Origin of the sequence: Brevundimonas fontaquae, from assembly GCF_017086445.1 — a bacterium.
GTDB classification, from domain to species: domain Bacteria; phylum Pseudomonadota; class Alphaproteobacteria; order Caulobacterales; family Caulobacteraceae; genus Brevundimonas; species Brevundimonas fontaquae.
On sequence record NZ_CP070968.1, the window covers coordinates 2,137,886 to 2,163,762 of the forward strand.

General features: G+C 65.1%; 30 protein-coding genes, 3 tRNA genes and 1 other RNA gene. 18 read left to right on the forward strand and 16 right to left on the reverse strand.

Annotation, left to right across the window (positions count from 1 at the left end):
- Positions 1-33 precede the first annotated feature (33 nt).
- Positions 34-2,460 carry an ATP-dependent helicase HrpB gene (gene hrpB, locus JX001_RS10495; RefSeq protein ID WP_205681030.1) on the reverse strand — a complete coding sequence of 809 codons (2,427 nt, stop codon included), beginning with the start codon at positions 2,458-2,460 and terminating at the stop codon, positions 34-36.
- Positions 2,461-2,605: 145 nt separating this feature from the next.
- Between hrpB and JX001_RS10500 the strand changes: the two genes are divergently transcribed.
- Positions 2,606-4,180 carry an amino acid permease gene (locus JX001_RS10500; protein WP_184278173.1) on the forward strand — a complete coding sequence of 525 codons (1,575 nt, stop codon included), beginning with the start codon at positions 2,606-2,608 and terminating at the stop codon, positions 4,178-4,180.
- Between the two features lie 121 nt (positions 4,181-4,301).
- Here the strand turns inward: JX001_RS10500 and JX001_RS10505 are convergent.
- The 4 genes from JX001_RS10505 to JX001_RS10520 all read right to left on the reverse strand — a co-directional run bounded on the left by JX001_RS10505 (position 4,302) and on the right by JX001_RS10520 (position 5,581).
- Positions 4,302-4,386, reverse strand: a tRNA-Leu gene (locus JX001_RS10505).
- Positions 4,387-4,435: 49 nt separating this feature from the next.
- The gene (locus tag JX001_RS10510) at positions 4,436-4,798 is read right to left on the reverse strand and encodes a hypothetical protein (protein ID WP_105625214.1); all 363 of its coding nucleotides are present in this window, start codon (positions 4,796-4,798) and stop codon (positions 4,436-4,438) included.
- A 68-nt stretch (positions 4,799-4,866) separates the two neighbouring features.
- Positions 4,867-5,385, reverse strand: coding sequence for a Dps family protein (locus tag JX001_RS10515; RefSeq protein ID WP_091746706.1), 519 nt, complete (start codon positions 5,383-5,385; stop codon positions 4,867-4,869).
- Between the two features lie 122 nt (positions 5,386-5,507).
- Positions 5,508-5,581, reverse strand: a tRNA-Gln gene (locus JX001_RS10520).
- Positions 5,582-5,782: 201 nt separating this feature from the next.
- Between JX001_RS10520 and JX001_RS10525 the strand changes: the two genes are divergently transcribed.
- Positions 5,783-5,859 (forward strand) — tRNA-Pro (locus tag JX001_RS10525).
- Between the two features lie 60 nt (positions 5,860-5,919).
- Here the strand turns inward: JX001_RS10525 and ilvC are convergent.
- On the reverse strand, positions 5,920-6,954 hold the full coding sequence (ilvC, locus tag JX001_RS10530) for a ketol-acid reductoisomerase (protein WP_205681031.1): 1,035 nt from the start codon (positions 6,952-6,954) through the stop codon (positions 5,920-5,922).
- Here ilvC and JX001_RS10535 point away from each other — a divergent pair.
- From JX001_RS10535 to JX001_RS10545, 3 genes are all read left to right on the forward strand, one after another.
- Positions 6,953-7,495: a DUF924 family protein gene (locus JX001_RS10535; RefSeq protein WP_137721669.1), complete on the forward strand. Its 543-nt coding sequence runs from the start codon at positions 6,953-6,955 to the stop codon at positions 7,493-7,495. The two genes, ilvC and JX001_RS10535, sit on opposite strands and share 2 nt — an antisense overlap.
- A 75-nt stretch (positions 7,496-7,570) precedes the next feature.
- Positions 7,571-8,428 (forward strand): thymidylate synthase, encoded by an 858-nt coding sequence (locus JX001_RS10540; protein ID WP_137721670.1) that lies wholly within the window; start codon positions 7,571-7,573, stop codon positions 8,426-8,428.
- On the forward strand, positions 8,428-8,733 hold the full coding sequence (locus tag JX001_RS10545) for a nucleoside triphosphate pyrophosphohydrolase family protein (RefSeq protein ID WP_205681032.1): 306 nt from the start codon (positions 8,428-8,430) through the stop codon (positions 8,731-8,733). The genes JX001_RS10540 and JX001_RS10545 overlap by 1 nt, the downstream gene beginning before the upstream one ends.
- Here JX001_RS10545 and JX001_RS10550 read toward each other — a convergent pair.
- Positions 8,730-9,317, reverse strand: a complete 588-nt coding sequence (locus JX001_RS10550) for a hypothetical protein (RefSeq protein WP_205681033.1) — start codon at positions 9,315-9,317, stop codon at positions 8,730-8,732. The two genes, JX001_RS10545 and JX001_RS10550, sit on opposite strands and share 4 nt — an antisense overlap.
- A 57-nt stretch (positions 9,318-9,374) precedes the next feature.
- Here JX001_RS10550 and JX001_RS10555 point away from each other — a divergent pair, with 57 nt between their 5' ends.
- On the forward strand, positions 9,375-9,902 hold the full coding sequence (locus tag JX001_RS10555) for a dihydrofolate reductase (RefSeq protein WP_205681034.1): 528 nt from the start codon (positions 9,375-9,377) through the stop codon (positions 9,900-9,902).
- A 9-nt stretch (positions 9,903-9,911) separates the two neighbouring features.
- Positions 9,912-10,232, forward strand: a complete 321-nt coding sequence (locus JX001_RS10560) for a YbjQ family protein (RefSeq protein WP_039243695.1) — start codon at positions 9,912-9,914, stop codon at positions 10,230-10,232.
- A 19-nt stretch (positions 10,233-10,251) separates the two neighbouring features.
- Here JX001_RS10560 and JX001_RS10565 read toward each other — a convergent pair whose 3' ends face one another.
- The gene (locus tag JX001_RS10565; protein ID WP_205681035.1) at positions 10,252-11,349 is read right to left on the reverse strand and encodes an NADH:flavin oxidoreductase; all 1,098 of its coding nucleotides are present in this window, start codon (positions 11,347-11,349) and stop codon (positions 10,252-10,254) included.
- Between the two features lie 76 nt (positions 11,350-11,425).
- Positions 11,426-12,493 carry an Mrp/NBP35 family ATP-binding protein gene (locus JX001_RS10570; RefSeq protein ID WP_205681036.1) on the reverse strand — a complete coding sequence of 356 codons (1,068 nt, stop codon included), beginning with the start codon at positions 12,491-12,493 and terminating at the stop codon, positions 11,426-11,428.
- A 146-nt stretch (positions 12,494-12,639) separates the two neighbouring features.
- On the opposite strand from JX001_RS10570, the gene miaA reads away from it, so the two are divergent.
- From miaA to JX001_RS10585, 3 genes are all read left to right on the forward strand, one after another.
- Positions 12,640-13,440, forward strand: a complete 801-nt coding sequence (gene miaA, locus JX001_RS10575) for a tRNA (adenosine(37)-N6)-dimethylallyltransferase MiaA (protein WP_241004837.1) — start codon at positions 12,640-12,642, stop codon at positions 13,438-13,440.
- 10 nt (positions 13,441-13,450) lie between these two features.
- Positions 13,451-13,820: a transfer-messenger RNA gene (gene ssrA, locus JX001_RS10580) on the forward strand.
- A gap of 111 nt (positions 13,821-13,931) precedes the next feature.
- Positions 13,932-14,405 (forward strand): SspB family protein, encoded by a 474-nt coding sequence (locus JX001_RS10585; protein ID WP_017504863.1) that lies wholly within the window; start codon positions 13,932-13,934, stop codon positions 14,403-14,405.
- A 6-nt stretch (positions 14,406-14,411) separates the two neighbouring features.
- Here the strand turns inward: JX001_RS10585 and JX001_RS10590 are convergent, their stop codons facing one another.
- Positions 14,412-14,771: a RusA family crossover junction endodeoxyribonuclease gene (locus tag JX001_RS10590; RefSeq protein ID WP_066551435.1), complete on the reverse strand. Its 360-nt coding sequence runs from the start codon at positions 14,769-14,771 to the stop codon at positions 14,412-14,414.
- 108 nt (positions 14,772-14,879) lie between these two features.
- Here JX001_RS10590 and fumC point away from each other — a divergent pair, with 108 nt between their 5' ends.
- Entirely contained in the window at positions 14,880-16,271 is a 1,392-nt protein-coding gene (fumC, locus tag JX001_RS10595) for a class II fumarate hydratase (protein ID WP_205681037.1), read from the forward strand.
- Positions 16,272-16,333: 62 nt separating this feature from the next.
- Here the strand turns inward: fumC and JX001_RS10600 are convergent, their stop codons facing one another.
- A complete protein-coding gene (locus JX001_RS10600) occupies positions 16,334-16,720 on the reverse strand; it encodes a YccF domain-containing protein (protein WP_205681038.1) in 387 nt (128 codons plus the stop codon).
- Between the two features lie 96 nt (positions 16,721-16,816).
- Positions 16,817-17,056 (reverse strand): DUF2171 domain-containing protein, encoded by a 240-nt coding sequence (locus tag JX001_RS10605; RefSeq protein ID WP_039243689.1) that lies wholly within the window; start codon positions 17,054-17,056, stop codon positions 16,817-16,819.
- Between the two features lie 150 nt (positions 17,057-17,206).
- On the opposite strand from JX001_RS10605, the gene JX001_RS10610 reads away from it, so the two are divergent.
- Together JX001_RS10610 and JX001_RS10615 are read left to right on the forward strand one after the other, a co-directional pair.
- On the forward strand, positions 17,207-18,466 hold the full coding sequence (locus JX001_RS10610; RefSeq protein ID WP_205681039.1) for a patatin-like phospholipase family protein: 1,260 nt from the start codon (positions 17,207-17,209) through the stop codon (positions 18,464-18,466).
- Positions 18,467-18,468: 2 nt separating this feature from the next.
- Positions 18,469-18,657 carry a DUF4169 family protein gene (locus tag JX001_RS10615; protein ID WP_205681040.1) on the forward strand — a complete coding sequence of 63 codons (189 nt, stop codon included), beginning with the start codon at positions 18,469-18,471 and terminating at the stop codon, positions 18,655-18,657.
- A gap of 4 nt (positions 18,658-18,661) precedes the next feature.
- Here JX001_RS10615 and JX001_RS10620 read toward each other — a convergent pair whose 3' ends face one another.
- Positions 18,662-19,546, reverse strand: coding sequence for a DMT family transporter (locus tag JX001_RS10620; protein ID WP_205681041.1), 885 nt, complete (start codon positions 19,544-19,546; stop codon positions 18,662-18,664).
- A 106-nt stretch (positions 19,547-19,652) separates the two neighbouring features.
- Between JX001_RS10620 and JX001_RS10625 the strand changes: the two genes are divergently transcribed.
- From JX001_RS10625 to JX001_RS10635, 3 genes are read left to right on the forward strand one after another with little or no spacing between them, the layout of a single operon-like run.
- Complete coding sequence (locus JX001_RS10625; protein ID WP_205681042.1) at positions 19,653-20,060, forward strand: YbaY family lipoprotein; 408 nt, start codon at positions 19,653-19,655, stop codon at positions 20,058-20,060.
- A complete protein-coding gene (locus JX001_RS10630; protein ID WP_066624790.1) occupies positions 20,057-20,281 on the forward strand; it encodes a ribbon-helix-helix domain-containing protein in 225 nt (74 codons plus the stop codon). The genes JX001_RS10625 and JX001_RS10630 overlap by 4 nt, the downstream gene beginning before the upstream one ends.
- Before the next feature lie 24 nt (positions 20,282-20,305).
- Positions 20,306-21,025, forward strand: a complete 720-nt coding sequence (locus tag JX001_RS10635; protein WP_205681043.1) for an SIMPL domain-containing protein — start codon at positions 20,306-20,308, stop codon at positions 21,023-21,025.
- On the opposite strand, the gene JX001_RS10640 is transcribed toward JX001_RS10635, so the two are convergent.
- Positions 21,006-21,233 (reverse strand): hypothetical protein, encoded by a 228-nt coding sequence (locus JX001_RS10640; RefSeq protein WP_205681044.1) that lies wholly within the window; start codon positions 21,231-21,233, stop codon positions 21,006-21,008. The genes JX001_RS10635 and JX001_RS10640 overlap by 20 nt on opposite strands.
- Positions 21,234-21,358: 125 nt before the next feature.
- On the opposite strand from JX001_RS10640, the gene JX001_RS10645 reads away from it, so the two are divergent.
- On the forward strand, positions 21,359-23,713 hold the full coding sequence (locus JX001_RS10645) for an ATP-dependent helicase (protein ID WP_434082618.1): 2,355 nt from the start codon (positions 21,359-21,361) through the stop codon (positions 23,711-23,713).
- 33 nt (positions 23,714-23,746) lie between these two features.
- On the forward strand, positions 23,747-23,929 hold the full coding sequence (locus tag JX001_RS10650) for a DUF3606 domain-containing protein (RefSeq protein WP_055753752.1): 183 nt from the start codon (positions 23,747-23,749) through the stop codon (positions 23,927-23,929).
- A gap of 61 nt (positions 23,930-23,990) precedes the next feature.
- On the opposite strand, the gene lpdA is transcribed toward JX001_RS10650, so the two are convergent.
- Together lpdA and JX001_RS10660 are read right to left on the reverse strand one after the other, a co-directional pair.
- Entirely contained in the window at positions 23,991-25,397 is a 1,407-nt protein-coding gene (lpdA, locus tag JX001_RS10655; RefSeq protein ID WP_205681045.1) for a dihydrolipoyl dehydrogenase, read from the reverse strand.
- Entirely contained in the window at positions 25,397-25,876 is a 480-nt protein-coding gene (locus JX001_RS10660; protein ID WP_066624773.1) for a glutathione peroxidase, read from the reverse strand. Before JX001_RS10660 ends, lpdA begins: the two co-directional genes overlap by 1 nt.
- Position 25,877: the final 1 nt, after the last annotated feature.

The window sequence follows — 25,877 nt, forward strand, 5'->3', positions numbered from 1 at the left end:
GATGCCCGTTTCCCTCCCGCCGCGTCAAGGCGATCAGGCGCCGCGCGGCTTGACCCGGTTCGTCGCTTGCGCCTCGGCTGGGTTTTCTGGCCACGGATGACGGGGATAGCGGCCGCGCATCTCCGCACGCACCGCCGCCCACGAGCCCGACCAGAAGCGTGGCAAGTCCTTGGTGACTTGCACCGGACGTCGCGCCGGCGACAACAGGGCGAGAGTCAACGGCACGCCGCCGACGGTCGGATGCGTCGTCACGCCGAACAGTTCCTGCACCCGAATATCCACGCGCGGCCCGCCCTCGGCGGCATAGTCGATGGCCGCCGATCCCAGGGGCGTGACCAGACGCGCGGGCGCCAACTCGTCCAGACGGCGCTGTAGGTCCCAAGGGATAAGTCCGCGCAGGGCCTCAGCCAGATGGCCGTCGACTATCCCCTCCAGCGATTTCGCCCCATCCAGCAGGGGCCATAGCCAGTCCTCACGCGCCGCCAGCAGAGCCTCGTCGGACACATCGGGCCAGGCTGGATCGCGCGCTTGCAGGAAGGCCAGACGTGCGCGCAGTCCCGACGCCTGCTCGCCCCATTTCAGCGCGCCCAGCCCATCCGCCTCGATCTCGGCCCGAAGGGCGGCGGTCAAGGTCTTCGCATCCGGCGCGCCGACGATCTTTTCGTCCAGCACGATGGCCCCGATGCGCCGCGAGCGCCGGATCACCGACCGCCCCGACGGTTCGCGCGCCAGCCGGTCCTCCGTCGAGATCAGGCGCGCCAGATCGCTGTCGATCTGGTCCGCCTCCAGCGCCGCCGCCAGTCTCACCCGGTCGCGCGTGTCGCCGCCGCCGAGTTCGGCGATCGCCAACCAAGGCTCACGCGCCAGATGGTCGGTCGCCTCCAGCACGGCCCCTCGCCCACTAGCCAAAAGGAATTCACCCGCCTTGCCCCGCGCCTTTGCGATCCGCTCGGGAAAGGCCTCGGCCAACAGCAGTCCAGGATCGATCGTCCGTCCCGATCCGCCGCCCGCGGCGCGCGCCCAGCGCTCCGCCAGTTTGATCGAATCGCGCGCTCTCTGCGTCCGATCGCGCTCCAGCCCGATCAGGCGATCCGCCAGGTCAATGCTCGATCCGCCCAAACCCGGCTCGCTCAGCACCGCCGCGATCCGTGCGCCCGTCATCGCGTTGCCGGCGTCGGACGCCACAGCCACCATGTGGGCCAGCCGCGGCGACAGCGGGATCTTCGTCAGGCGCAGCCCGTGTTTCGACAGTCCGCCATCGGCATCCAGCGCCCCCAACCGTGTCAGCACCTTGCGCGCCTCGGCCAAGGCTCCAGCCGGCGGCGGGTCGAGCAGGGCAAGCTCCTCCGCCGAGCGTGCGCCCCACCGGGCCAGGTCCAGGGCCAGCCCGGTCAGGTCCGCCTCCTGGATTTCCGGCCGCTGATGCGGGATCAGCCCGCGCGTCTGTTCCTCATCCCACAGGCGGTAGCAGACACCCGGCTCGGTGCGCCCGGCCCGGCCGCGCCTCTGTTCCGCGGAGGATCGGCTGACCTTGACCGTCGCCAGCCGGGTCAGGCTGCTGGACGGTTCGAACCGTGGCACGCGCGACAGGCCCCCGTCGATCACCACCCGTACGCCTTCGATGGTCAGGCTAGTTTCCGCGACCGATGTCGCCAGCACCAGCTTGCGCCGCCCCAAAGCCGCCGGTTCGATGGCTCGGTCCTGTTCGGCCCGGTCCAGCCCGCCATACAGGGGCACGACATCGATGTTCGGTAGCCGCAGCCGCTCGTTCACCAGCCGAGCGACCCGATGGATTTCGCCCTGCCCTGGCAGGAAGACCAGCACCGACCCCGTCTCCTCGCCCAGCGCTGTCAGGCAGGCGCGCGCAACAGCCTCTTCGAACCGTTCGGACGGATTGCGGCCCAGATACCGGGTCTTGATCGGCCAGACCCTTCCCTCGGCCTCGATCACCGGCGCGCCGTCGAGCAGGTGCGAGACCCCGACGACATCCAGCGTCGCGGACATGACCAGCAGCCGCAGATCCTCGCGCAGCAGCCCTTGCGTGTCTCTCGCCAAAGCCAGCCCGAGATCGGCGTCCAGGCTGCGTTCGTGGAACTCGTCGAACAACACCGCGCCCACGCCCTCCAGACCCGGATCGTCCAGAATCATGCGCGTGAAGACGCCCTCGGTGATCACCTCGATCCGCGTGTTCGGCCCGATGCGGCTCTGGAGGCGGGTGCGATAGCCAACCGTCCCGCCCGGCTGTTCGCCCAGGGTCGCAGCCATCCGGTCGGCCGCCGCCCGTGCGGCCAGGCGTCGCGGCTCCAGCACCAGCACCTTGCCGTCCAGCCAGGGCTGATCCAGTAAGGCCAGCGGCACGACCGTCGTCTTGCCCGCCCCCGGCGGCGCCGCCAGCACGGCCTTATTGCCCGCGCTCAGAGCGGCTTTCAGCGGTTCAAGAACGGCGTGGATAGGCAGCATGCGTCGCCTCTAGCCTGCCGACAGGCGATCACGAAAGCGTCGTCGCGCCTTAACCACCCCGTCATGCGCGTTGCGCGCCGCCGCATCCGTCGCTAGCGTCCGCCCCAAGCAGCCGAGGGGCTGCATCAAAACGTGGGGGTATTTTATGTGGCGCGTTAAGTCGCTCGACGCGATCCTTGCCACGGCCGAGAAGAAGTCGCTTCACCGGTCGCTTGGTCCTATTCAACTAACGCTTCTGGGGATCGGGGCCATCATCGGCACCGGAATCTTCGTCCTGACCGCTTCGGCCGCCCAAAAGGCCGGACCGGGCATGATGATCAGCTTCGTCATCGCCGGCGCCGTCTGCGCGGTCGCAGCGCTCTGCTACTCCGAACTGGCGTCGATGGCCCCGGTTTCGGGCTCAGCCTACACCTACACCTACGCCGTTATGGGCGAACTGCTGGCCTGGACGGTCGGTTGGGCGCTGATCCTGGAATACGCCGTGGCGGCCTCGGCAGTGTCGGTCGGTTGGTCGGGTTATGTGCTGGGGCTGATAGAACAGGGGCTCGGATTCGATTTCCCCGACCTCCTATCCGCCGGGCCGACCTGGTCGATGAACGGTTTCATCCCCACGCCTGACTTCTCGGCCGGGATCGTCAACATCCCCGCCATCGTCGTGGCCCTGCTGGTGACGGCTCTGCTGATGGTCGGCACCACGGAATCGGCCCGGGTCAACGCAATCCTGGTTGCTATCAAGGTCGTCGCCCTGACGGTCTTCATCGTCATCACCCTGCCTGTCATCAAGTCGGCCAACCTGTCGCCGTTCGCCCCCAATGGCCTGTTCGGCCAATATTCGGGGATGGGCATCGTCGGCGCCGCGGCCTCGATCTTCTTCGCCTATGTCGGCTTCGACGCCGTTTCGACGGCGGCCGAGGAAACCAAGAACCCGCAACGTAACGTGCCCATCGGCCTGATCGGCTCGCTGGCCATCTGCACGATCTTCTATCTACTGGTCGCGCTCGGCGCCGCCGGCGCTATCGGCGCTCAGCCGGTTCTGGGCGCCGCCGGTGAAGCGGTACAGCCGGGCTCGCCCGCCTTCGTCGCCGCCTGCGCCCTGCCCGCCAACGCCGAAATGCTGGTCTGCTCTAACGAAGCCCTGGCTCACGTTCTGCGCGTCGTCGGCCACCCCCAGATCGGCAACGCCCTGGGCACCGCCGCCCTACTGGCCCTGCCGTCGGTCATCTTGATGATGATCTTCGGTCAGACCCGCATCTTCTTCGTGATGGCGCGCGACGGTCTGCTGCCGGAAGGCCTGACCAAGATCCACCCCAAGTGGAAAACGCCCTATATCGTGACCGCCGCCACCGGCATCGCGGTCGCCATCGCCGGCGCCCTGTTCCCGGTGGGCCAACTCGCCGACATCTCGAACTCGGGCACCCTGTTCGCCTTCTTCATGGTGTCGATCGCGGTGCTGGTGCTGCGGGTCAAGGATCCGAACCGTCGCCGTCCGTTCCGTACGCCGCTGATCTGGGTGTTCGCGCCCCTGTCGGCGTTCGGCTGCGCCTTCCTGTTCTGGAACCTGCCGCACGACGCCAAGATGGTGCTGCCGATCTGGGGCGGCATCGGCCTGGTGATCTACTTCCTGTATGGCTACCGCAAGAGCCACCTGGGTCGTGGTCTGGTCGAGGTTCACGAAACGGACCGCGACGTCCCGCCGCCACCCGTGCCGCCGATCAGCTAGGGCCAAACCGGGCCTGTCGCACCAATCGCGGCAGGCCCATCTATCGGCCTCAAGTAGCCGGCAAGGGCGATAGGCCAAGAATAAAGAAAGGCCCCGGATCGCTCCGGGGCCTTTTTTGTCTTGGTGCGGATGAGAGGACTCGAACCTCCACGCCTCTCGGCGCTGGAACCTAAATCCAGTGCGTCTACCAGTTCCGCCACATCCGCATCGGGTAGGCGGTCGCCTCTAGAGGGTGACGCCGCTTAGGGCAAGGCCTCAGCGACGCCCAGCGACCAGTTCGTTGCGAATGGAGCGTCCCAAGGGATCGCGGGCGCGCCAGGTGTCGCCGACATCGGCTTCGACCATCCGGCTGCAAAAGCGCGGCAGGATCTGACGCGGGCTGAAGCCGGACAAACAAATCTTGTCACCCTCAGCCGACCAGCGGGCCGCCACACGTCGCCCGTCCGAAAACTGTGAGGTGTAGCGTCCATCCGGCTCGAAATAGTGCCGGACCCACTGTCCATTCGGATAATGGGACACGATCGTATTGCCGAACGCCTTGGACATATCGGCTGAGGCGGGCGAGGCCGCCAGCACACCCACAATAGCCAAGCCGCAGATCACCGCACCCTGCTTCACACGCCTCTCCCGCGCCTTCCGTCATCGACTATCGACGATACATAGGACGGCGCAAGCGCTGCGGTTCCTCAGCCGTTGCCGCGACGACCCGATTCGAACAGGAACCAGACGCGCTTCTCGCTCTCGTCGATCCAGTTCTCCAGCAGGCTGGCGGTCGCGACGTCGTTATGCTCGTCGCAAAGGTCATGCACCTCGCGCATCCGCCCGATCAGTTCACCGTTGTCGTCGCGAAGCTCCGCCAGCATATCGAGCGGATCGACATAGTCGGCGTCGTTATCGGCGATGCGTGATTCCTTGGCGATCTGACCGATGGAACGCAGCGTGGTCCCGCCGATCTTGCGCGCCCGCTCGGCCATCGGATCGGTCATGGCCAGGATTTCCGCCGACTGCTCGTCCAGCATCAGATGATAGTCCCGGAAATGCGGACCCGAGACGTGCCAGTGGAAATTCTTCGTCTTGATGTAGAGAGCGAACGTATCGGCGAGAAGGCCGGTCAGAGCGGCGGAAATGCTCTGGGTCGCCTCCTCCGACAGGCTCGTCGGCGTCTTCAGGGGCGCCAGGCGCTTTTCTTTGGCGGTGGCCATCATCGTTCTCCTCAGCAGCAGTCTGCGGTCAAGCTAGGTAGCCGGGCATCCGGACGGAAGCCCTGGCGCAGATGATAATGCTGAAGCTGTGAAGTGGTTCGGCGGCGCCGACCTTTGTCGGCGGATGGCTGGGGAACTAGGACTCGAACCTAGAATGACGGTACCAAAAACCGTAGTGTTACCATTACACCATTCCCCAGCAGGACCGGCGTTTCCGAAGCACTCTGTGCGGCGGAGGCGGTCAGATACGCCAAGCTGTTTTGGGATGCAACACCCTCTTTCAGGACTATTTTCGCTTGCTGTGAAGATGGGTCGAAATGGGCGCTTGCGGCCTATCGAACCCATGGCTATAAGCCGCGTCCTCACTTCGGGGCGACGCCGCCAGGCCAGCCCCCACGGTCGGAGTGTGGCTCAGCCTGGTAGAGCACTGCGTTCGGGACGCAGGGGTCGGAGGTTCGAATCCTCTCACTCCGACCATCTTCTCCTCAGAATAATCGACGATGCGACAGCGGGTCTTCGCCCGCTGCCAGAGCCGCGTCAGTCGTCGTTCGCTGCGCTCTCCATCGCCTGGCGCGCCACCGCATTCAGATGCGCTCCGACCGACTCGATTGGCCTTAAGCCCAGCGCCTTTCGGCGCGCGGTCAGATCGGGCGAGCCCGCGTCATAATCGGCCATCAAACGCCGCACGAACGCCCCGCCCTGCACCTCGGCCAGCACCTGATCCATCGCCTGGCGAGATTCGGCTCCGATGACGCGCGGTCCGGTCAGATAGGCGCCGTATTCCGCCGTGTTCGAAATCTTGGCGAAGGCGCCCGCGATGCCGCGTTCGTACATCAAGTCGGTCACCAGCTTGGTCTCGTAAAAACATTCGAACCACGCCACCTCGGGCGGATAGCCGGCATGGACCAGTTTCATGAAGGCCGTGTCGATCAGTTCGGCGATGCCGCCGCACAGCACCACCTGTTCTCCGAACAGGTCGCTCTCGCACTCGTCGCGCATCGTCGTTTCCAGAATGCCCTTGCGCCCGCATCCCAGCGCCGCCGCATAGGACAGGCCTAGCGCATGCGCGCCGCCCGTTGCGTCCTGCTGCACGCCGAACAGGCAGAAAACCCCCTGCCCGGCCTCGTACAGGTCGCGGATGCGCGGCCCGATCCCCTTGGGCGAGGCCAGGATGACGTCCAGATCCGCGCGCGGTTCGACCAGGCCGAATCGCACCGACAGGCCGTGGGCGAAGATCAGGGCCGCGCCCGGCCGCACGTTCGGCTCCAGCTCGTCGCGCCACAGATCGCGATGCGCCTCGTCTGACGTCATGACGGCGACCACGTCGGCGCCCGACGCGGCCTGCGCGGCCGTCATCACCTCGAACCCGTCGGCGCGCGCCAGGTCTCGCGTCTTGGAGTCGGCCTTCAGACCCACCACGATGTCGGCCACGCCCGAATCGCGCAGGTTCAGCGCATGGGTGCGCCCCTGGCTGCCGTAACCGATCATGGCCACGCGCTTGCCGCGAATGATCGAAAGGTCGCAGTCGCGGTCGTGGAAGACAGGCAGCGGATTGGATAGGGTCTGGGTCATGACCGCCTTCATAACCCCATCCGATGTCGTCGCCTTCTGGAAAGAGGCCGGACCCGAAAAGTGGTTCGCCAAGGACGAGGCGTTCGACGCCGACTTCCGCGACCGAGGCCACGCCCTGCATTGGGCCGCCGCACGCCGCGAACGGGACGACTGGATAGACACGGCCGAGGGCGCCTTGGCGCTGTTGATCCTGCTGGACCAGTATCCCCGAAACAGTTTTCGCGGCACGGCGCATCAGTTCGCCACCGACCCGCTCGCCCTGATGTTTGCAAACCAAGCCGTGGCCCGCGATCTGCATCTGGCGGTCGAGCCGGCTTTGAAGAACTTCCTGCTGCTGCCGTTCGAGCATTCCGAAAGCATCGAGGATCAGGACCGCTACATGGCCTTGGTCGCCGGGGATGAAGAGCTGGAGAAATGGGGCAAGCTGCACCGGGACATCATCGTCCGCTTTGGCCGCTTCCCGCACCGCAACGCCGCGCTGGGCCGCCAGACGACGCCTGAAGAACAGGCCTTCCTCGACCAAGGCGGCTTCGGGGGCTAATTCGATCCACAACGATCCGATCGTGATCACCGACGGCTCATTGGCGATCGACTGATTCGGGTGGAAGCTGACGCCATGAACGCTCAGGTCGCCATCGCTGAACTTCAGGCTCGCATCGCCGCGGCGCCTGCCGATCATCCCGAGCGGCAGTATCTGAACCTCCTGCGCGAGATCCTCGACAATGGCGTCCGTCGCGACGACCGCACCGGCACGGGCACCCTGGGCGTCTTCGGCCGCCAGATGCGGTTCGATCTGTGCAAGGGTTTCCCGGTCCTGACGACCAAGAAGCTGCATCTCCGGTCGATCATCGTCGAACTGCTGTGGTTCCTACGTGGCGAGACCAACATCGCCTATCTGAAGGACAATGGCGTCCGCATCTGGGACGAATGGGCCGACGCCGACGGCGAGTTGGGTCCGGTCTATGGCAAGCAATGGCGGTCCTGGACCGCGCCGGACGGGCGCGTCATCGACCAGATCGAGAAACTGGTTCATGGGCTGAAGACCAACCCCAACAGCCGCCGCCACATCGTCACCGCCTGGAACCCGGCCGATGTCGACGACATGGCCCTGCCGCCCTGCCACTGCCTGTTCCAGTTCTTCGTCGCTGACGGAAAGCTGTCCTGCCAACTGTACCAGCGCAGCGCCGACGTGTTCCTGGGCGTGCCCTTCAACATCGCCTCCTATGCCCTGCTGACGATGATGCTGGCCCAGGTCGTGGGGCTGGAGCCGGGCGACTTCGTCCACACCTTCGGCGACGCCCACCTTTATCTGAACCACCTCGAACAGGCCGAGCTTCAGCTGACCCGCGAGCCCCTGCCCCTGCCCGTCATGCAGATCGCGCCCAAAACCGACCTGTTCGCCTTCGATCTCTCGGACTTCACCCTCGAGGGCTACGAAGCCTGGCCGCACATCAAGGCCGCCGTCGCGGTCTGATGAACCTCAAGGACCTGCAGGCCGACGTCCTGCGCAACTCCGACATCTACGCCGCCGAACACGACATCGACCGGGATCGGGATTGGGCGCTGCTGAAGCTGCAGGAAGAGCTGGGCGAACTGACCGCCGAGCACCTGCGTCTGACCGGCCGCGCGCGAGGCGCGCCTGACGCCCAGGCGCTGGGCGACGAGGCGGCGGATGTGCTGGGCATGCTGCTGATCTATTGCGCCCGAGCGGGCGTCGATCTTGATCAAGCCATGCAGCGCAAGTGGCTGAAGTCGCTGGAACCTCAGAGCGAGGACTAGGCTTCGGGCGCGATCATGATCATCGGCTTCAATCGCGCGACCAAGGCGTCGTCCGTTGCGATACGCTCGACAACGATCCGGTTCTTCATCATGCCCATCTGCATGGTGGCTCGAAACGCGATCACGTCGCCCGGCGCTGCGATGAAGCCTTCAAGCGTCGGCTTGCTCTGCTTACCCGCCAAACCCCCGAACGCCATCGACAGCTGGTGGCCGCCCGGCGCCACGGAAATGGCGGTGAAGCGGGGGCTCTTCAGCTGGGCCACGAACTTGTCGTCCACCGACAGGTCCATGCCGGCGGCCTTGCCCACGAAGCCTTCGCGATAGACGATCAGCAGAGCCTGATCGTGAAACTGGGGGCGAAAGGCCAGTGCGGCCTGCTTCTGCGCCGCCGTCGCCGACTTTCCCAGTTTTGTACCCGCCAGATTGGCCATGATGTAGGCGGTGAACACGCCCAAGAATGCGCCCACCATCATTGGCAGATAGCCGGCGTCGGCTCCGGCGGATGAGAACAAGAAGGCCAGCCCGCCGCTGATGACGAACGCGACCAGGAAACCGACCACGATGGCGGGGAGATACTTGCTCACAACGGGGCTCGCGTTCATTGGATGGGTCACTTCAACGCATCGATACGGTCAAGGTTCTTGCCCCAGCCCATCATTTCCTTGGTTTTTGCCCGCGGCCAAAACGGCGTCATCGGCCGCGACGGCGACCTGCCCTGGCGGCTCCGCAGCGACTTGCAGAGGTTCAAGGCCGTCACCGTGGGCAAGCCCTGCCTGATGGGCCGTAAGACCTGGGAGAGCCTGCCACTGAAGCCCTTGCCGGGGCGCCTCAATCTGGTGCTGACGCGCGACGAGTCGTACGAGGCCGATGGGATGGCAAAGGGCGCGCTGGTCTGCGCCACTCTGGACGAGGCCATCGAGATCGGGCGCGAAACAGCCGAGGACGATGGCTTCGATGAGATCTGCATCATCGGCGGCACCGCCCTGTTCGAGGCGTCCCTTCCCCGCGCCAGGCGCCTCTACATCACCGAGGTCGACGCCTCTCCCGAAGGCGACGCCGTCTTTCCTGCATTCGACGAAACCGCTTGGGTCGAGGTATCGTCAGAATCGCACCCGGCGGGTGAGAAGGACGATCACGCCTTCACCTTCCGAGTGCTGGAACGCCGCTAGGAGAAACAGATGTACGTCACCACGACCAACGACCTGCCCGGCTTTCGCGTCACCCGCCACATCGGACTGGTGCGCGGTGTCACGGTCCGCTCTCGCAACGCCATCTCCGACGCCATCGGCGGGGTCCAGTCCATGCTGGGCGGCCGCGTCGGCGCCTATGTGAAACTGGCTGAGGCGGGACGTCAGGAAGCCTATGACGAACTGGTCAAACACGCCCAGGCCCACGGCGCCAACGCCATCCTGGCCGTCCGCTATGACGCGACGGAGATCATGCCGGGCGTGACCGAGGTGCTATGCTACGGCACGGGCGTGATCGTCGAGCCGGCATAACCGGCTCGACGTTTCCCGATCAGGACAGGGTCATCAGGTCGGAACGCTCGAAGTTGCGCAGCTCGTCTTCACGACCGTCGCGGATCTTGGCGACCCACTGAGGATCGGCCAGCAGCGCGCGGCCGACGGCGACTAGGTCGAACTCCTCGTTCTCCAGACGGCGCAGGAGACCGTCCAGCGAGGCGGGCTTTGAACCTTCGCCGCCGAAGGCCGCGATGAACTCGCCGTCCAGGCCCACGGACCCGACGGTGATCGTGGGCTTGCCCATCAGCTTCTTAGTCCAGCCGGCGAAGTTCAGGTCCGAGCCTTCGAACTCCGGCTCCCAGAAGCGGCGCTGCGAGCAATGGAAGACATCGACGCCGGCGTCCGACAGCGGGGTCAGCCACTCGACCATCTGTTCCGGCGTCTCGGCGATGCGGGCCGTGTAATCCTGCAGCTTCCACTGCGACAGGCGCAGGATGACGGGGATGTCGTCGCCGACGCCTTCACGCACCGCCTTCACGACCTCGGCGCCGAATCGGGCGCGGTCGGCGATGGTCGGTCCGCCCCAGCGGTCCTCGCGCGCATTCAGGCCGCCCCAAAAGAACTGATCGATCAGATAGCCGTGGGCGCCGTGGATTTCGACGGCGTCGAAGCCGAGATCGCGAGCCGCGCGGGCCGATCGGCCGAAAGCGGCGATGGTGTCGGCGACATCTTCCTCCGTCATCGGCTCCAGCTTGGTCTTGCCCGGCATGGTCATGCCCGACGGGCTGTCCACCTTGCCCAGCGGCGCCCAGTCATCGCCGCGTCCCCGCGCCGAGCCTACGTGCCAGATCTGCGGCGCGATCAGACCGCCGGCGGCATGAACCTCTTCAACCACGGACTTCCACTCCGGCAGCGCTTCGCCGTGGAAGACCGGAACATTGGCGTCGTTGCGCGCCGCCGGCCGCTCGACGACCGTGCCCTCCGTCACGATCAGTCCCACCCCGCCCTCGGCGCGACGGCGATAATAGGCGGCGACGTCGGAGGTCGGGACGCCGTTCGGCGAGAAGGACCGGGTCATGGGCGCCATGACGATGCGGTTGGGCAGGGTCAGCCCCTTGATCGTGAAAGGGCTGAACAGGGCGTCGAGGCTCATCGTATCTCCTTGGGTATCTGTAGCACCGAAGGTGGCGAACAGGGTTGCGTTTGAAAACCCCCTGCCTCGGCTTTTTCTAAATCCCGAGCGCCGCAGAGACTCGCGCGGCTATTTCGGCGAAGCGGCGGGCGATATCGCCCTGCGGGTCGGTTGCGACAGGCGGTCGCCCGGCATCGCCGCCCTCCCGCAAGGCGGCGTCGAGCGGCAAGGCGCCCAAGAACGGGATGGATAGGCGCTCGGCCTCGGCCTTCCCCCCGCCTTCACCAAACACCGGACCGCTCATGTTCTCGATCAGGCCCAACGTCGAGACATTGACGCGTTGGAACAAGGTGTGGGCGCGTCGCGCATCGGCCAGAGCGACTTCCTGCGGCGTCGAAACGATCACCGCTCCATCCAGCGGCGTCTTCTGGATCAGGGTCAGCTGCACGTCGCCCGTGCCTGGCGGCAGATCGACCACCAGCACGTCCAGGGGCGCATCAGCTGTCCCCCAACGCGTCTGGGTCAGCATCTGCGTGATGGCCTGCGACGCCATGGGTCCACGCCAGATCATGGCGTCATCCATCTTGGTCAGAAGGCCGACCGACATGGCTTTCAGCCCGTGGGCGATGTGCGGCACGATGGCGCCGTCCTCGTAGGCGGGCTGACCGCTGATGCCCAGCATGGTCGGCAGCGACGGCCCATACACATCGGCGTCGAGAATGCCGACCGAAAGCCCGCGCGCCGAAAGTGCAGCGGCCAAATTTACGGCGACGGTGGACTTGCCGACCCCGCCCTTGCCGCTGGCGACGGCCAAGACGCGGCGAACATGGGCCGGACGATCGGTCGGGAGGGGCGCCTTGGCGCGGCCCTGATCGACCGCCGCCTTTGATAGGCTCGCCGTGCGCGGCGCAGCAACCGGCTTGGTCTCGGCGGTTAGAATGACCGAAACGCGCGCCATGCCGGGAATGGCCTTTAGCGCAGCCTCCGCCGCATCACGGACCGGGGCATATGCGGCGGCTTGGGTGCGATCGACTTCCAGAGCAAACCCCGCGCGATCCTCGGCCACGACCAGACCCTGAACCAGACCAGCGGCGACCAACCCCTGGCCGGAAACCGGATCGATGACGGCGTCGAGGGCAGCGATGACGGCGGTGCGTTCGACCAAGGCGGTCTCCAGAAGACTTGCAGGCGATGATGCGCGCGTTCTATCGCCCTCGAACCCGTCCCGCGAGCCACGATTTGTCCCAACCGCCCTCAATCACCCTGATCGCTGGCCCCACCGCCTCAGGCAAGTCCGCGCTGGCGCTGACGATGGCGCGCGAAACGGGCGCGGTGATCATCAATGCCGACAGCCAACAGCTCTACGCCGACCTGCGTATCCTGACGGCCCGCCCCTCGGCGGAGGATGAAGCCCAGGCCGACCATCGACTGTATGGCGTCGCGGACGCGGCCGACGCCTGGTCGGTCGGACGCTGGAGCCGCGCGGTGATGGCGTCGCTCGACGACCTTCGTGAACAGGGTCGCCCGGCCATTCTGGTGGGCGGGACAGGCCTTTACTTCATTAGCCTGACACGAGGCTTGGCCGACATTCCAGCGGTGCCGAGCGCGGTGCGCGATCAGGTGGAAGCCGACTATGCCGCGCTGGGCGAGCCGGGTTTCCGCCAGCGCCTGAGCCAGATCGATGCCGAGGCGGCGCAGGCCATCGAACACGGAGACCGCCAGCGACTGGTGCGGGCCATGAGCGTCTTCATCGCCAGCGGCCGCGCGTTGAGCGCCTGGAAGGCCGACACTCAACCCTTGTTGGCGCCGGGTTCATGGACCGGATGGGTCAGGGAGCCCGAGCGTCAGCAACTCTATGCAAACTGCGACCAGCGCGTGGACCTGATGATCTATCAGGGCGCCATAGCCGAAGTCCAAGCCCTAGTGGACCGCGGATTGAACCCCGCCCTGCCCGCCATGAAGGCGGTCGGGGTCAGAGAACTGGCCGCCTACCTGTCCGACGATCTGGCCCGCGACGACGCGATCGCCGCCCTTAAACAAGCTACCCGCAACTACGCCAAACGTCAGTTGACGTGGTTTCGAAACCAGACGCCGGACTGGCGCCGCGCCTGAGTGCAATCCGGCGCTTGGAATGCCTCACGGCTGCGCCTATATTCGTCTGGTCCGGCTTCGGCCGGACTATAGCGATAAACGCGCTTGTAATAAGCGGACCGGACCCGGGTGCGATTCCCGGCGGCTCCACCAACTTTCTCCCCGCGTTATCGGCGGAGGCAGCATGGGGCCGACTAGCATCGACGGACGTGTAAAGAGGATTGCTTTCGCTCGTCCTGGCCCACCGTATCGGGCCATTTTCTAACTGCGAACGATAACTTCGCTGGAGAAGTCGCTCTCGCCGCGTAATGCGGTTCGAGTGATTTCGAATCTTAAGTCCTAGGGGTTCAGATCCCTGGGCGGGGCCCGTCGGGGGGCCTGGCAACAGAACCCCCGGCACTTTCCAAAAGATGATCGGGAGCCTGGCGCCAGAATCCCGGCGCTTTACCTTCATGACACCTTTCGCCTACGGCCCTGCGCCGCTATCAGTCGCGCTCTGATGTGAGGTGACGATGAGCGACCAGGCCCCTCCGGTCGATGAGATGCGGTACGAACAGCTGGCGCAGGAAGCCCTGCGCGGCGTCATGCGCGCCGCGCTGGAACGCGTGCTGGCCGAGGGCCTGCCCGGCGCCCACCACTTCTACATCACCTTCAAGACACGGGCCGTCGGCGTCAGCGTGGCCCCTGACATTCTGGCGAAATATCCAGAAGAGATGACGGTCGTTCTGCAGCACCAGTATGACGATCTGCGCGTCGAGCCTGAGCGTTTCTCGGTCAAGTTGCGCTTCGGCGGCATGCCCAAGAGCCTGGTCATCCCCTATTCCGCGATCACGCGCTTCTACGATCCCAGCGTCCAATTCCTGCTGCAGTTCGAAGACCCGCAGCTTCTGGACGAGGTCGAAGACGAGCCGACCCCGCCCCAGGACATGCCGCCGATTTCGGACGGCCCCAAGGTCGTTTCGCTGGACCAGTTCCGCAAGAAATAGCCGCCGTCAGTCCTTGCGCGGATAGGAGCGGATCAGGATCCGCTCTCTTTCGCCTTCGCGTCTTTCGACCAGCAGCCGCGCGACCTGGGCGTCGTCGTGGAACAGATAACCCTTGATGGAGTCGAGCAAGGCCTTGGCCAGGTTGTCGAGGTCCATCCACGGCGGCTCGCCGACATGCTCCATGCGGATTTCGACGACATGGTCGCCCCATGATGGCCTGGCTCCGCGCCATTCCTTGCGCATGAACTCATAGACCAGCGGCTTGTAGTATTTGGCCTGGGTCGTGAGGCCGTCGATAACGATCTCGACCGCATCGCCATCCTCGCGCGCCCTGACCTTGCCGGTCCCGATCCAGCCGGCGGTCATGCGACGATTGCCGGTGTGAGGATATCCGCGCTCTTCTTGCCCTGCATGGCTCTCGTGCTACACCGCCGCGCAACCCATCGCCACGCCTGAGAGACGAGATTTACGCGCATGAGCAACGTCCGCACAGAGACCGACACCTTCGGCCCGATCGAAGTCGCCGCCGATCGCTACTGGGGCGCTCAGGCGCAGCGGTCGCTGGGCAACTTCAAGATCGGTTGGGAAAAGCAGCCCCTGCCTGTCGTGCGCGCCTTGGGCATCGTCAAGCGTGCGGCCGCCGAGACCAATCGTGACCTCGGCAAGCTGGACCCAGCCCTGGCCGACGCCATCATCAAAGCCGCCAACGAGGTCATCGACGGAAAGCTGAACGACCACTTCCCGCTCGTGGTTTGGCAGACGGGCTCCGGCACCCAGTCGAACATGAACGCCAATGAGGTGATCTCGAACCGCGCCATCGAGATTCTAGGCGGCGAGATGGGCTCCAAGAAGCCTGTCCACCCCAACGACCACGTCAACATGAGCCAGTCGTCCAACGACACCTATCCCACGGCCATGCACGTCGCCTGCGCCGAACAGGTGGTCAACGACCTGATCCCGGCCTTGAAACATCTGCACGCTGCGCTGGACGCCAAGGCCAAGGCCTGGGGCCACATCATCAAGATCGGCCGCACCCATACCCAAGACGCCACGCCTCTGACGCTGGGCCAGGAGTTCGGCGGCTATGCGCAACAGGTCGAGAACGGCATCAAGCGCATCGAGCAGACACTGCCGGCCCTGATGGAATTGGCGCAGGGCGGCACCGCCGTCGGCACCGGCCTGAACGCGCCCATCGGCTTCGCCGAAAAGGTTGCGGCCCAGATCGCTGAGATCACCGGTCTTCCCTTCACCACGGCCCCGAACAAGTTCGAGGCCCTGGCCGCCCACGACGCCATGGTCTTCAGCCACGGCGCCATCAATACGGTCGCCGCCAGCCTGTTCAAGATCGCCAACGACATCCGGTTCCTGGGGTCCGGTCCGCGTTCGGGTCTGGGCGAACTGGCGCTGCCGGAAAACGAGCCGGGCTCGTCGATCATGCCGGGCAAGGTCAATCCGACCCAATGCGAGGCCCTGACACAAGTCTGCGTCCAGGTGTTTGGCAACAACGCCGCCCTGACCTTCGCCGGGTCGCAAGGCCATTTCGAGCTGAACGTCTACAATCCCGTGATGGCCTACAACTTCCTGCAGTCGGTGCGCCTGGTCGCCGACGCGGCCATCAGCTTCACCGACAACTGCGTCGTCGGCATCGAGGCGCGCGAGGATAATATTGCGCGCGGCCTGAACAACTCGCTGATGCTAGTCACCGCTCTGAACGGCAAACTCGGCTATGACCTGTGCGCCAAGATCGCCAAGACCGCGCACAAGAACGGCACAACGTTGCGCGAAGAGGCTGTCGGCGGCGGCTATCTCACGGACGCGGAGTTCGATGAAGCCGTTCGGCCGGAGAAGATGATCTCGCCGGGCTAATCCCATCCAAGAACGAGATTTTGAAACGCCGACGTCGTCTGACATCGGCGTTTTCTATTAGGTCAGGCCTTCTCGCGAATGGTGCGTCCGACCGGCGCCAGCGCCAGCTTGGCCAATTCGAGGTCCTTCAGCGCGAACGGAATGCCGATGATGGAGACGAACTCCGCCACGGCGATGATCAAATGCGTCAGGGCGATGTACCAGCCGGCCACGACGAACCAGATCACGTTCAACACGACGCCGACACAGCCAGCGACGGGATGCGTGTCCTGCCACACGATCTCGCGGCCGAAGGGCCAGAACGAATAGCTGGCGATGCGCCACGCCGCGAACGTCCACGGCAGGCCGACGACGGTCAGCGCCAGAATCGCGCCGCCCAGCAGCCACACAAGGCCGGAAATCCAGCCGCCGAAGATGAGCCAGAGGATATTCAGGATCAGGCGCATCAAGACAGGCTCCGATGTCGCCCAATGCGACGTACCTCAGATAAGCAAAAGGCCCCGCTTGTGCAGCGGGGCCTTTATTAAATCGGCGTCAGATCGGCCTTAGTGCGGCTTCTCGGTCCAGCGCGCCTTGGCGTCGTCTTGCGTCAGGCTCAGATGGACGTGTTTGTCGTCAACCCGTTCGACCCAGCTCACCGGGATCATGTGGTGCTTGAAGCCGCCGGCGAAATCCAGCTTCGCCAGTTCGATCTGGTCGCCCAGGACGTGATCGACCCGGCCCACGTGACCGCCGTCCGAGCCTACGACTTCGAGGTGTTCCTTGATGAGCGAAACGTCGACCATGTGTATCTCCACGCGTTTGGTTTGTCTTGCCGATGAGAACACACCCAGCTTCTGACGGTTTCAAACGGCGACGCTTGTTCATGGCCTTGATGACAGGATTGGCCAGGACGCGGTAGAAGCCGGCGTTCACACGGAACCGGAACTCAAGATATGCGGCGGATTGGATCAGGTCTGTTCGGCGTCCTCATGGCCTTGGCCCTGTCGGCGTGTGGAACCCTGGATCGCCCGACTGGACCCCTGCGGATCACCGACGGCACGCTCGTCAAGGCCGAAGACCCTCGCATCCGCGCCAGCGACGGCGCGCGCCTGCAGGCCTTCACCCAGGAAATCGGTCAGCGGCTTCGACCCGACAAACCAACCTCGATCCTGGCGCTGTCCGGCGGCGGCGCAAACGGAGCCTACGGCGCCGGGCTGCTGGTCGGTTGGACCGAACAGGGCGATCGCCCTGCGTTCGACGTGGTCACCGGCGTCAGCACGGGGGCGCTTGCCGCTCCGTTCGCCTTTCTTGGATCGGATTGGGACGACGAACTTCAGCACGCCTACACCAGCGGCGCCGCCAGCAATCTGCTGAGCTGGCGCAGTTTCGCCGCCTTCCTGAACCCGAGCCTGTTCTCGTCGCAGGTCCTACGCAATCTGGTGGACGAGAACGTCACCCCTGAACTGATGCAGGCTGTCGCGCGCGAACACGCCAAGGGCCGACGCCTGCTGGTGGCGACGACCGATCTGGACAGCGAGGAAACCGTCATCTGGGACATGGGCCTTCTGGCGACCCAGGGCGACGACAATGCCCGCGAGCTGTTCAAGGAGGTGCTGGTCGCCTCAGCCAGCATTCCCGGCGTCTTTCCCCCGGTTCTGATCGCCGGGCTTCAGGACGACGATAAGGTGGTACTGGAAATGCACGTCGACGGCGGCGTCAACACGCCGTTCCTGGCCATCCCTGAGGACCTGATGCTCTGGACCCGCCCAAAGGACGAAGGCCGCGTCGGCGCCCTCTACGTGATCGTCAACGGTCAGGTCGGTCGCAACGACGGGGTCACGCCCGGCCGCCTGTCGGGGATCCTGGCGCGGACCTATGACAGCATGAGCAAAGCGTCGCTCCGCATCCATTTGGCGGTGACGGCGGCGTTCGCGCGGCGCAATGGGCTGAACATGGCGCTATCGGCCATTCCAGACAATGTCGCCGCCTCCAGCCTGAAGTTCGATCAAGAGACCATGACGGCCATGTTCGAACTGGGTCGCCAGCGCGGACGCGGCGCCGATGCCTGGACCCGGCTGGGCGAGCGCCCGGCGGACCAGCCCTTCATCCCCCAGACGACGATCTCGGAGTCTCAGGTGCCGGCTGTGCTGGCGCCCGAGCCCTCGGCCAAACCTCCGGCCGATGCGCCCCCCGCCGAAAAGCCCAAGGGGTAGTCATGGGCGAGATCATCAATCTGAACCGGGCGCGAAAGACCCGCGCCAGGGCCGACGACAAAGCGTTGGCCGCCGCCAACCGCTTGGCCCATGGACGCTCCAAGGCCGAGAAGACCCTGTCCGCTCTTGAGCGTCATCGCGCCGATAAGCAGTTGGACGGTCAGAAGCTGGAGCCGAAAAACGACGACTGACGGCTCAGGCCTTGGGCGCGCGGATGAGCATGACCTGCCCCGCCAGCACGAGCGCCAGTCCGATCAGGGCGCTCCAGCCGAAACGCGCCCCCTCGAAGAGCACAGACACCAGCATGGCGATGGGCGGCGTCAAAGCCGAGATGTAGCTGGCCAGGGCATAGCCGCGTTGGCGCGCGATGGTGAAGTACAAGCCGAACGCGATCACCGACCCGAACAGCGAGAGATAAAGCAGCGACAGGACATAGTCCGGCGTCGGCTCAATCCGCCACGTCACGCCGGTCGCCATGCCGTACAGCGCCAACATGGCTGTGCCATAAGCCATCGCCCAGGACGTGGCGGCCATCACCGGCGCGCCCGCCTGCTGTCCCTTCCAGGCGAACCAGTTGCCGAGCGCCGAAGCCAATACGGCGGTCAGGGCGAAGAGGACGCCCAGCCCCGGATTGAGGCCGGCGCCCGCCGCCGTGATCTGGCCGTAGGACAAGACCCCGACGCCCATGACGCCCAGTATTGCGCCGATCCACGCCGCTGGCGCCGCCTTCTGGCCGCCAAGCAGCCGAAACAGGATCAGGTTCACAAAGGCCAGGGCGGCGAAGATCACCGCGACCACAGCCGACGCCACCTGCCCTTCCGCGGCATAGACGAAGCCATAGCTGACCGCGAAGACGAAGGCGCCCTGTCCGATGGCGGCCAGATGCTGGCTGCGCGTCAGACGCAGCGGCCGTCGCGTCACGGCGCAGAAGGCGAACAGCACCGCCGACGCCAGACCAAACCGCCAGACGATGGAGACGATGGAATCAACCGGCCCCAGCTGCAGGGTGATCGCATACCAGGTCGTGCCCCAGATCAGGGCGCAGATGGCGATCGCGACGATCGCAGAGGGGCGGCTCAAGGGTTGATCTCCGGCGGTGGACGGCCCGCATAACACGCCCTAACGCCACGCGCCCTCACGTCTTGCGCCTGAGTGTGACACACTGGGCGCCTCGAAGGAGATCGCCATGCGAAACGCCCCCCTCATCCTGCCCGCCACTCTGGTTTTGGCTGCCTGCGCCGCCACGCCGGACATGACGACCGGAACGACAGTCGTAAACGTGACCGCCACCTATCGCGAACGGATCATGCTGCCGCCCGGCCATGTCCTGACCGTTAGGGTTGAGGACGTCAGTCTGGCCGACGCTCCCGCCAAGGTTCTCGCCGAGACGCGAGAGCCGCTGAGCGGCGCCCCGCCCTATCGCGTCACCCTTGGCTTTCCCACGTCTCAGATCGATCCGCGCCACAGCTATGCTGCGCGCGCCGAAATCCGAGACGCGGCCGGCGCTCTGGTCTTCGTCACAGACACCCGCCACGCGGTCCTGACGAACGGCGCGCCGGCCTCGACCGAGATCGTGCTGAAGTCGGCGCGTTGAGCAGCCTCAGCAAACGTTCGGTCGCGCTCGCCGGCCATGCAACGTCGGTGGCGCTGGAGCCCGAATTCTGGGCCGTGCTGGACCGGATCGCGGCTGCCCGCAGCCTCAGCAAGGCGCAGCTTCTGGCTGAAATCGACGCCGGTCGCGGCCGACGCCCCCTCGCCTCCGCCTGTCGCCTGCTGGCGCTGGACTGGGTGGCGGATCATGGAAGACCGGCGTAGCTTCGATCCAACGGAGACCTGATCATGTCCGACAATCGTCTGCTTCCAGCCGCCGTGGTCGGCGGTCTTCTGGCTGTCGGCTTCATCGGCGCCGGCGCCCTTATCGGTCAGGGCGTCATTCACGCGCGCGCCGGCGACCGCACCGTGACGGTGCGCGGCCTGTCCGAACGCAATGTAAAAGCGGACCTCGCCGTCCTGCCGCTACGCTTCACGGCCTCGGGCGATGTCCTTTCGGAAGTTCAAACCAAGATCGACAGCGATCTGGCGCTGGTCCGCCGCTTCCTCACCGCCCAGGGCTACCCTGCCCAGGCCATCGAATTGGGCCGGTTGGAGGTGGCCGACACCCGGTCGCGAGAATACGCCGCCCAGAACGGCGGTCCACGCTTCATCCTGGCTCAGACGGTGATCGTGCGGACCAACGATGTCGCCCGAGTTCAGGCAACGACGCGACTGCTCAACGATCTGGTGCGTCAGGACGTGGTGCTGCAGGACTTCCAGGGTCCGTCCTATATCTTCACCAATTTGAACGACGTGCGCCCGCAAATGATCGCCGAGGGCACAGCGGCGGCGCGCACCGGGGCGGAACAGTTCGCCAAGGACAGCGGAACGCCCTTGGGCTCGATCCGTCAGGCCACCCAGGGCTCGTTCGAAATCCTGCCGCGCGATGGCGCAGCCGGCGACGAAGCCGCCTCCATCGACAAGAAGATCCGGGTCGTTACGACCATCACCTATAGTCTGAAGTAGTCTTGGGCGGTCCGGCGTCGGAGGATTGCGGTTGCCCGATGAAATCGACGTCGGCGTGCGGATCTTGACCCATCTCGACCAACACGACCCAGACGGTCAGGATCACGAACATTCCGACCATGCCCAGAACGAAGGCCCACCACCCGGCCTTCTTGCCGCGTGGTTTGCGGTGTGACGCCGCGTCCCTTTTGTCAGTGTTCTGCTGCATCGCACCTAGGAACCGGCCGTCGATCCGCCGGGTTCCGAGGTATCATTGTGGCGGCGGCCCTGACATTGCCGTGCGGTCCCCTTATGTTCCGATTTCGAATCTGACTGACGGATGTTTCTGCGCCTGTGACCGACCTTCCCGCCCCCCGTATTTCCGACCTGGCGCGAGCCCGCGCGCCCGAGGGCGAGGCGTCGAATGACTATCTGAGAGGGCTGAACCCGGAGCAGCGCGAGGCGGTCGAGACGACCGAGGGGCCGGTTCTGGTTTTGGCGGGCGCGGGCACGGGCAAGACTCGCGTCCTGACGACACGGCTGGCGCACATCTTGGCGACGGGCCGGGCCAAGCCGTGGGAGATGCTGGCCGTCACCTTCACCAACAAGGCCGCGCGCGAAATGCGCGAACGGATCACCCATCTGATCGGCCCGTCCGCCGAAGGGCTGCGCTGGCTGGGCACCTTCCACTCCATCGCCGCCCAGATCTTGCGTCGCCACGCCGAACTTGTCGGCCTGAAATCCAGCTTCACCATCCTGGACACCGACGACCAAGAACGGGTGCTGAAACAGCTGCTGGAAGCGGCCAACATCGACACCAAACGCTGGACGCCCAAGTCGCTGTCTGGCCTGATCGACCACTGGAAGAACCGCGGCTGGACGCCGGACAAGCTGCCGCCCGGCGAGGACTTCGCCAACGGCAAGGGTCAGGGTCTGTACGCCGCCTATCAGGCGCGTTTGCGCAGCCTGAACGCCTGCGACTTCGGCGATCTGCTGCTGCACAACATCACCATCCTGTCGCAGCATGCGGACCTGGCTGAGGAATATCGCCGTCGGTTCCGATACATCCTGGTGGACGAATATCAGGACACCAACGTCGCCCAGTATCTGTGGCTTCGGCTCCTAACCGCCTCCACCGGCAACGTCTGCTGCGTCGGCGACGATGATCAGTCGATCTATGGCTGGCGCGGGGCCGAGGTGGACAACATCCTGCGGTTCGAGCGGGACTTTCCCGGCGCCAAGATCGTCAAGCTGGAGCGGAACTATCGCTCGACCAGTCATATCCTGGGCGCGGCGTCCGGCCTGATCGCGGCCAACCGCGACCGGCTGGGCAAGACCCTTTGGACTGAGGACGACAGCGGCGACAAGGTACGCGTACGCGGCGTCTGGGACGGCGAGGCCGAGGCCCGGCTGATCGCCGACGAGATCGAGACCGCCCGCCGTCCCCACGCCGGCGAACCGGGCCTGAAATACAAGGACATGGCCATTCTGGTCCGAGCCTCATTCCAGATGCGCGCCTTTGAAGAACGGCTCGTCATGCTGGCCATCCCCTACACCGTCATCGGCGGGCCGCGCTTCTTCGAGCGCGCCGAAATCCGCGACGCCCACGCCTATCTGCGCCTGATCCTGTCGGAAGATGACGACCTCGCCTTCGAGCGGATCGTCAATGTGCCCAAGCGCGGCATCGGCGACACCAGCGTGCAGAAAATCCTGCAACTGGCGCGCCAGCACGACCTGTCGGCCCTCACAGCCGTGCGGGGCCTGATCAATACCGACGAGCTTCAGGCCCGCACCCGCACCGCCCTGTCCAACTTCGTGCGCGATATCGACCGCTGGCGCCAACTGTCCGAGACCACGCCCCACTGGCAGGTCATGGAGACGGTGCTGGAGGAGAGCGGCTATACCGACATGCAGAAGGCCGACCGCACCAGCGGCCAAACCCGCCTGGAAAACCTGAAGGAACTGACCCAGTCGATGCAGCAGTTTGAGACGCTGCAAGCCTATCTGGAGCACGTCTCTCTGGTTATGGATCTAGAGCGCGCGACCAGCGATGATCCCAATGGCGATGGGGCGGTGCAGATCATGACCCTGCACGGCGCCAAGGGTCTGGAGTTTCCGCTGGTCTTCCTGCCCGGCTGGGAGGAAGGCGTTTTCCCCAGCCAGCGCAGCATCGACGAAAAGGGCGAGAAGGGTCTCGAGGAGGAACGCCGCCTGGCCTATGTCGGCGTCACCCGCGCCAAGCAGGACGCCCGCATCTCCTTCGCCGCCAACCGGTTGGTCTATGGCCGCTGGACCTCGCAACTGCCCAGTCGCTTCGTCGACGAACTGCCCATCGCCCACGTCGATCCCCAGTCCGACACCGGCTATTACGGCGCTTCGTCCGGCATGAAGGAGGCCAAGAGCCGCTGGGACGACGCGCCATCGTTCGGCAGCGGCTATTCCTCCCCCGGCTGGAAACGCGCCCAATCCTTCACCGCCGCTCAGACGCCAGCCAAGCTTCCGGCGCGCAAGGCCGTCATCGAAGGCGACGGCCGCCTGATCGCCACCGCCGACCCCAAATCCAGCTCAGGTTGGAAAAAGGGCGAACGCGTCTTCCACCAGAAGTTCGGCTACGGAAACGTGCGTGTCATCGAAGGTAACAAGCTGCTGGTCGAGTTCGAAAAGGCCGGGGAAAAGCGCGTGATCGACAGCTTTGTCGAGAAGGCCTAAGCCGGCGCTCTGACCCAATGAACGGAGCCAAAGATGGCGGGCCTCAAGGATAAGCGCGGCTTCATCGACAAGGATCGGATCGATCTGTCGGAACGTCAGTCGGTCGAATACTGGATGAAACGCTGGGGCGTGACCAAGGACCAGATCACCGCCGCGCACCGCAAGGTTGGGCGCATGACCAAGGATATCGCGGCGGAATTGGGCAAGAAGCGCTGACGCCGCCTGCCTGAAACGAGAAACGGCCCCGGAGCACTCCGGGGCCGTTTCGGTTTCTGGCTTAGATGTGGATCACACGCCCATAGGCGTCCAGCGCCGCTTCGTGCATGGCCTCCGACATGGTCGGATGCGGATAGACGATCCCGTGGATGTCTTCTTCCGTGGCCTCCATGGTGATGGCGGTGACATAGCCCTGGATCATTTCGGTGACCTCGTGGCCGATCATGTGGGCGCCGATCAGGGCGCCGGTCTTGGCGTCGAAGATCACCTTGACGAAGCCGTCGGTGTCGCCCGAGGCGATCGCCTTTCCGTTCACGCGGAACGGGAAGCGGCCGATCTTGACGTCGCGCTTCTCGGCGCGCGCAGCCTGTTCGGTGACACCGACCGAGGCGACCTGCGGCTGGGCATAGGTACAGCCGGCGATAGGTGAATGGACGTTGGGCGTCTTGTAGCCGGCGATATGTTCGGCGGCGTGGATGCCTTCGTGCGACGCCTTGTGCGCCAGCCAGGGCGCGCCAGCGCAGTCGCCAATGGCGTACAGGCCCTTGACGTTGGTCTGGCAGTGGCCGTCGATCTTGACGTGGCCGCGGTCCATTTCCAGACCCAGTTCTTCCAGGCCGATGCCGTCGGTATTGGCGGTGATGCCGACGGCCGAGATGCAGACCTCGGCCTCCAGGGTCTCCGCCTTGCCGCCGATCTCCACGGCGACCTTCACGCCCTTGGCGTCCTTGCTCACCTTGGTGACCTTGGCGCCCAGCTTGAACTTCATGCCGCGCTTTTCGAACGACTTCTGAGCGGCTTTGGAGACCTCTTCGTCCTCGACCGGCATGATGCGATCCACCGCCTCGACCACAGTCACGTCGCAGCCCAGAGCGCGGTAGAAGCTGCCGAATTCGATGCCTATGGCGCCCGAACCGATCACGACGATCGACTTGGGCATGAATTTCGGCGCCATGGCCTCGCGATAGGCCCAAATGCGATCGCCGTCGGCTTCCAGCCCGATCTGCGGCAGGGCGCGAGCGCGGGCGCCGACAGCCAGCATGACGGACTTAGCTTCCAAAACGCGCGAACCGCCTGCTTTCATAGCGACCACGACCTTTGGCGGGGCGGCGCCCTTCTCCAGCTTGGCCGAACCCTCGATAACCTCGATCTTGTTCTTCTTCATCAGGAAGCCGACGCCCTGATTCAGTTGTTTGGCCACGCCACGCGAGCGCTGGATGATGGCGTCGAAGTCGAACGACGCGCCGGACGCCGAAAGGCCGTACTCCTTCAGATGGCTCAGGCTCTCGAACTTTTCGCCCGACTTCAGCAGGGCCTTGGTCGGGATGCAGCCCCAGTTCAGGCAAATGCCGCCCAGGTTCTCGCGCTCGACGATGGCGACCTTCAAACCCAACTGGCTGGCGCGAATGGCCGCGACATAACCGCCGGGGCCCGAGCCGATGACGACGAGATCGAATTCAGCAGCCATTAGATCAACTTCTCGATGTCGGCCTTGATGGCCTCGGGTTCAGTCTGCGGGGCATAGCGGGCGACCACCCTGCCCTCGCGGTCGGTCAGGAACTTGGTGAAGTTCCACTTGATGGCTTTGGAGCCCAGGAAGCCGCGCTTCTGTTCGGTCAGCCAGGCGTAAAGCGGGTGTCGGTTCGGTCCATTGACCTCCACCTTGTCGAAGAGGGGAAAGGTCACGTCGAAACTGGTGGCGCAGAAGGCGGCGATTTCCGCCGCCTTGCCCGGTTCCTGCTCGCCGAACTGGTTGCAGGGAAAGCCCAACACCTCGAACGGCTGATCAGCGAACGCCCGGTGCAGCTTTTCCAGACCGTCGTATTGGCCGGTGAAGCCGCACTTGGACGCTGTGTTCACGATCAGCAACGCCTGACCGCGAAAGCGATCGAGCGAAACGTCCGTGCCGTCGATGGCGCGGGCGGAGAAGTCATAGACCGAGGTCATG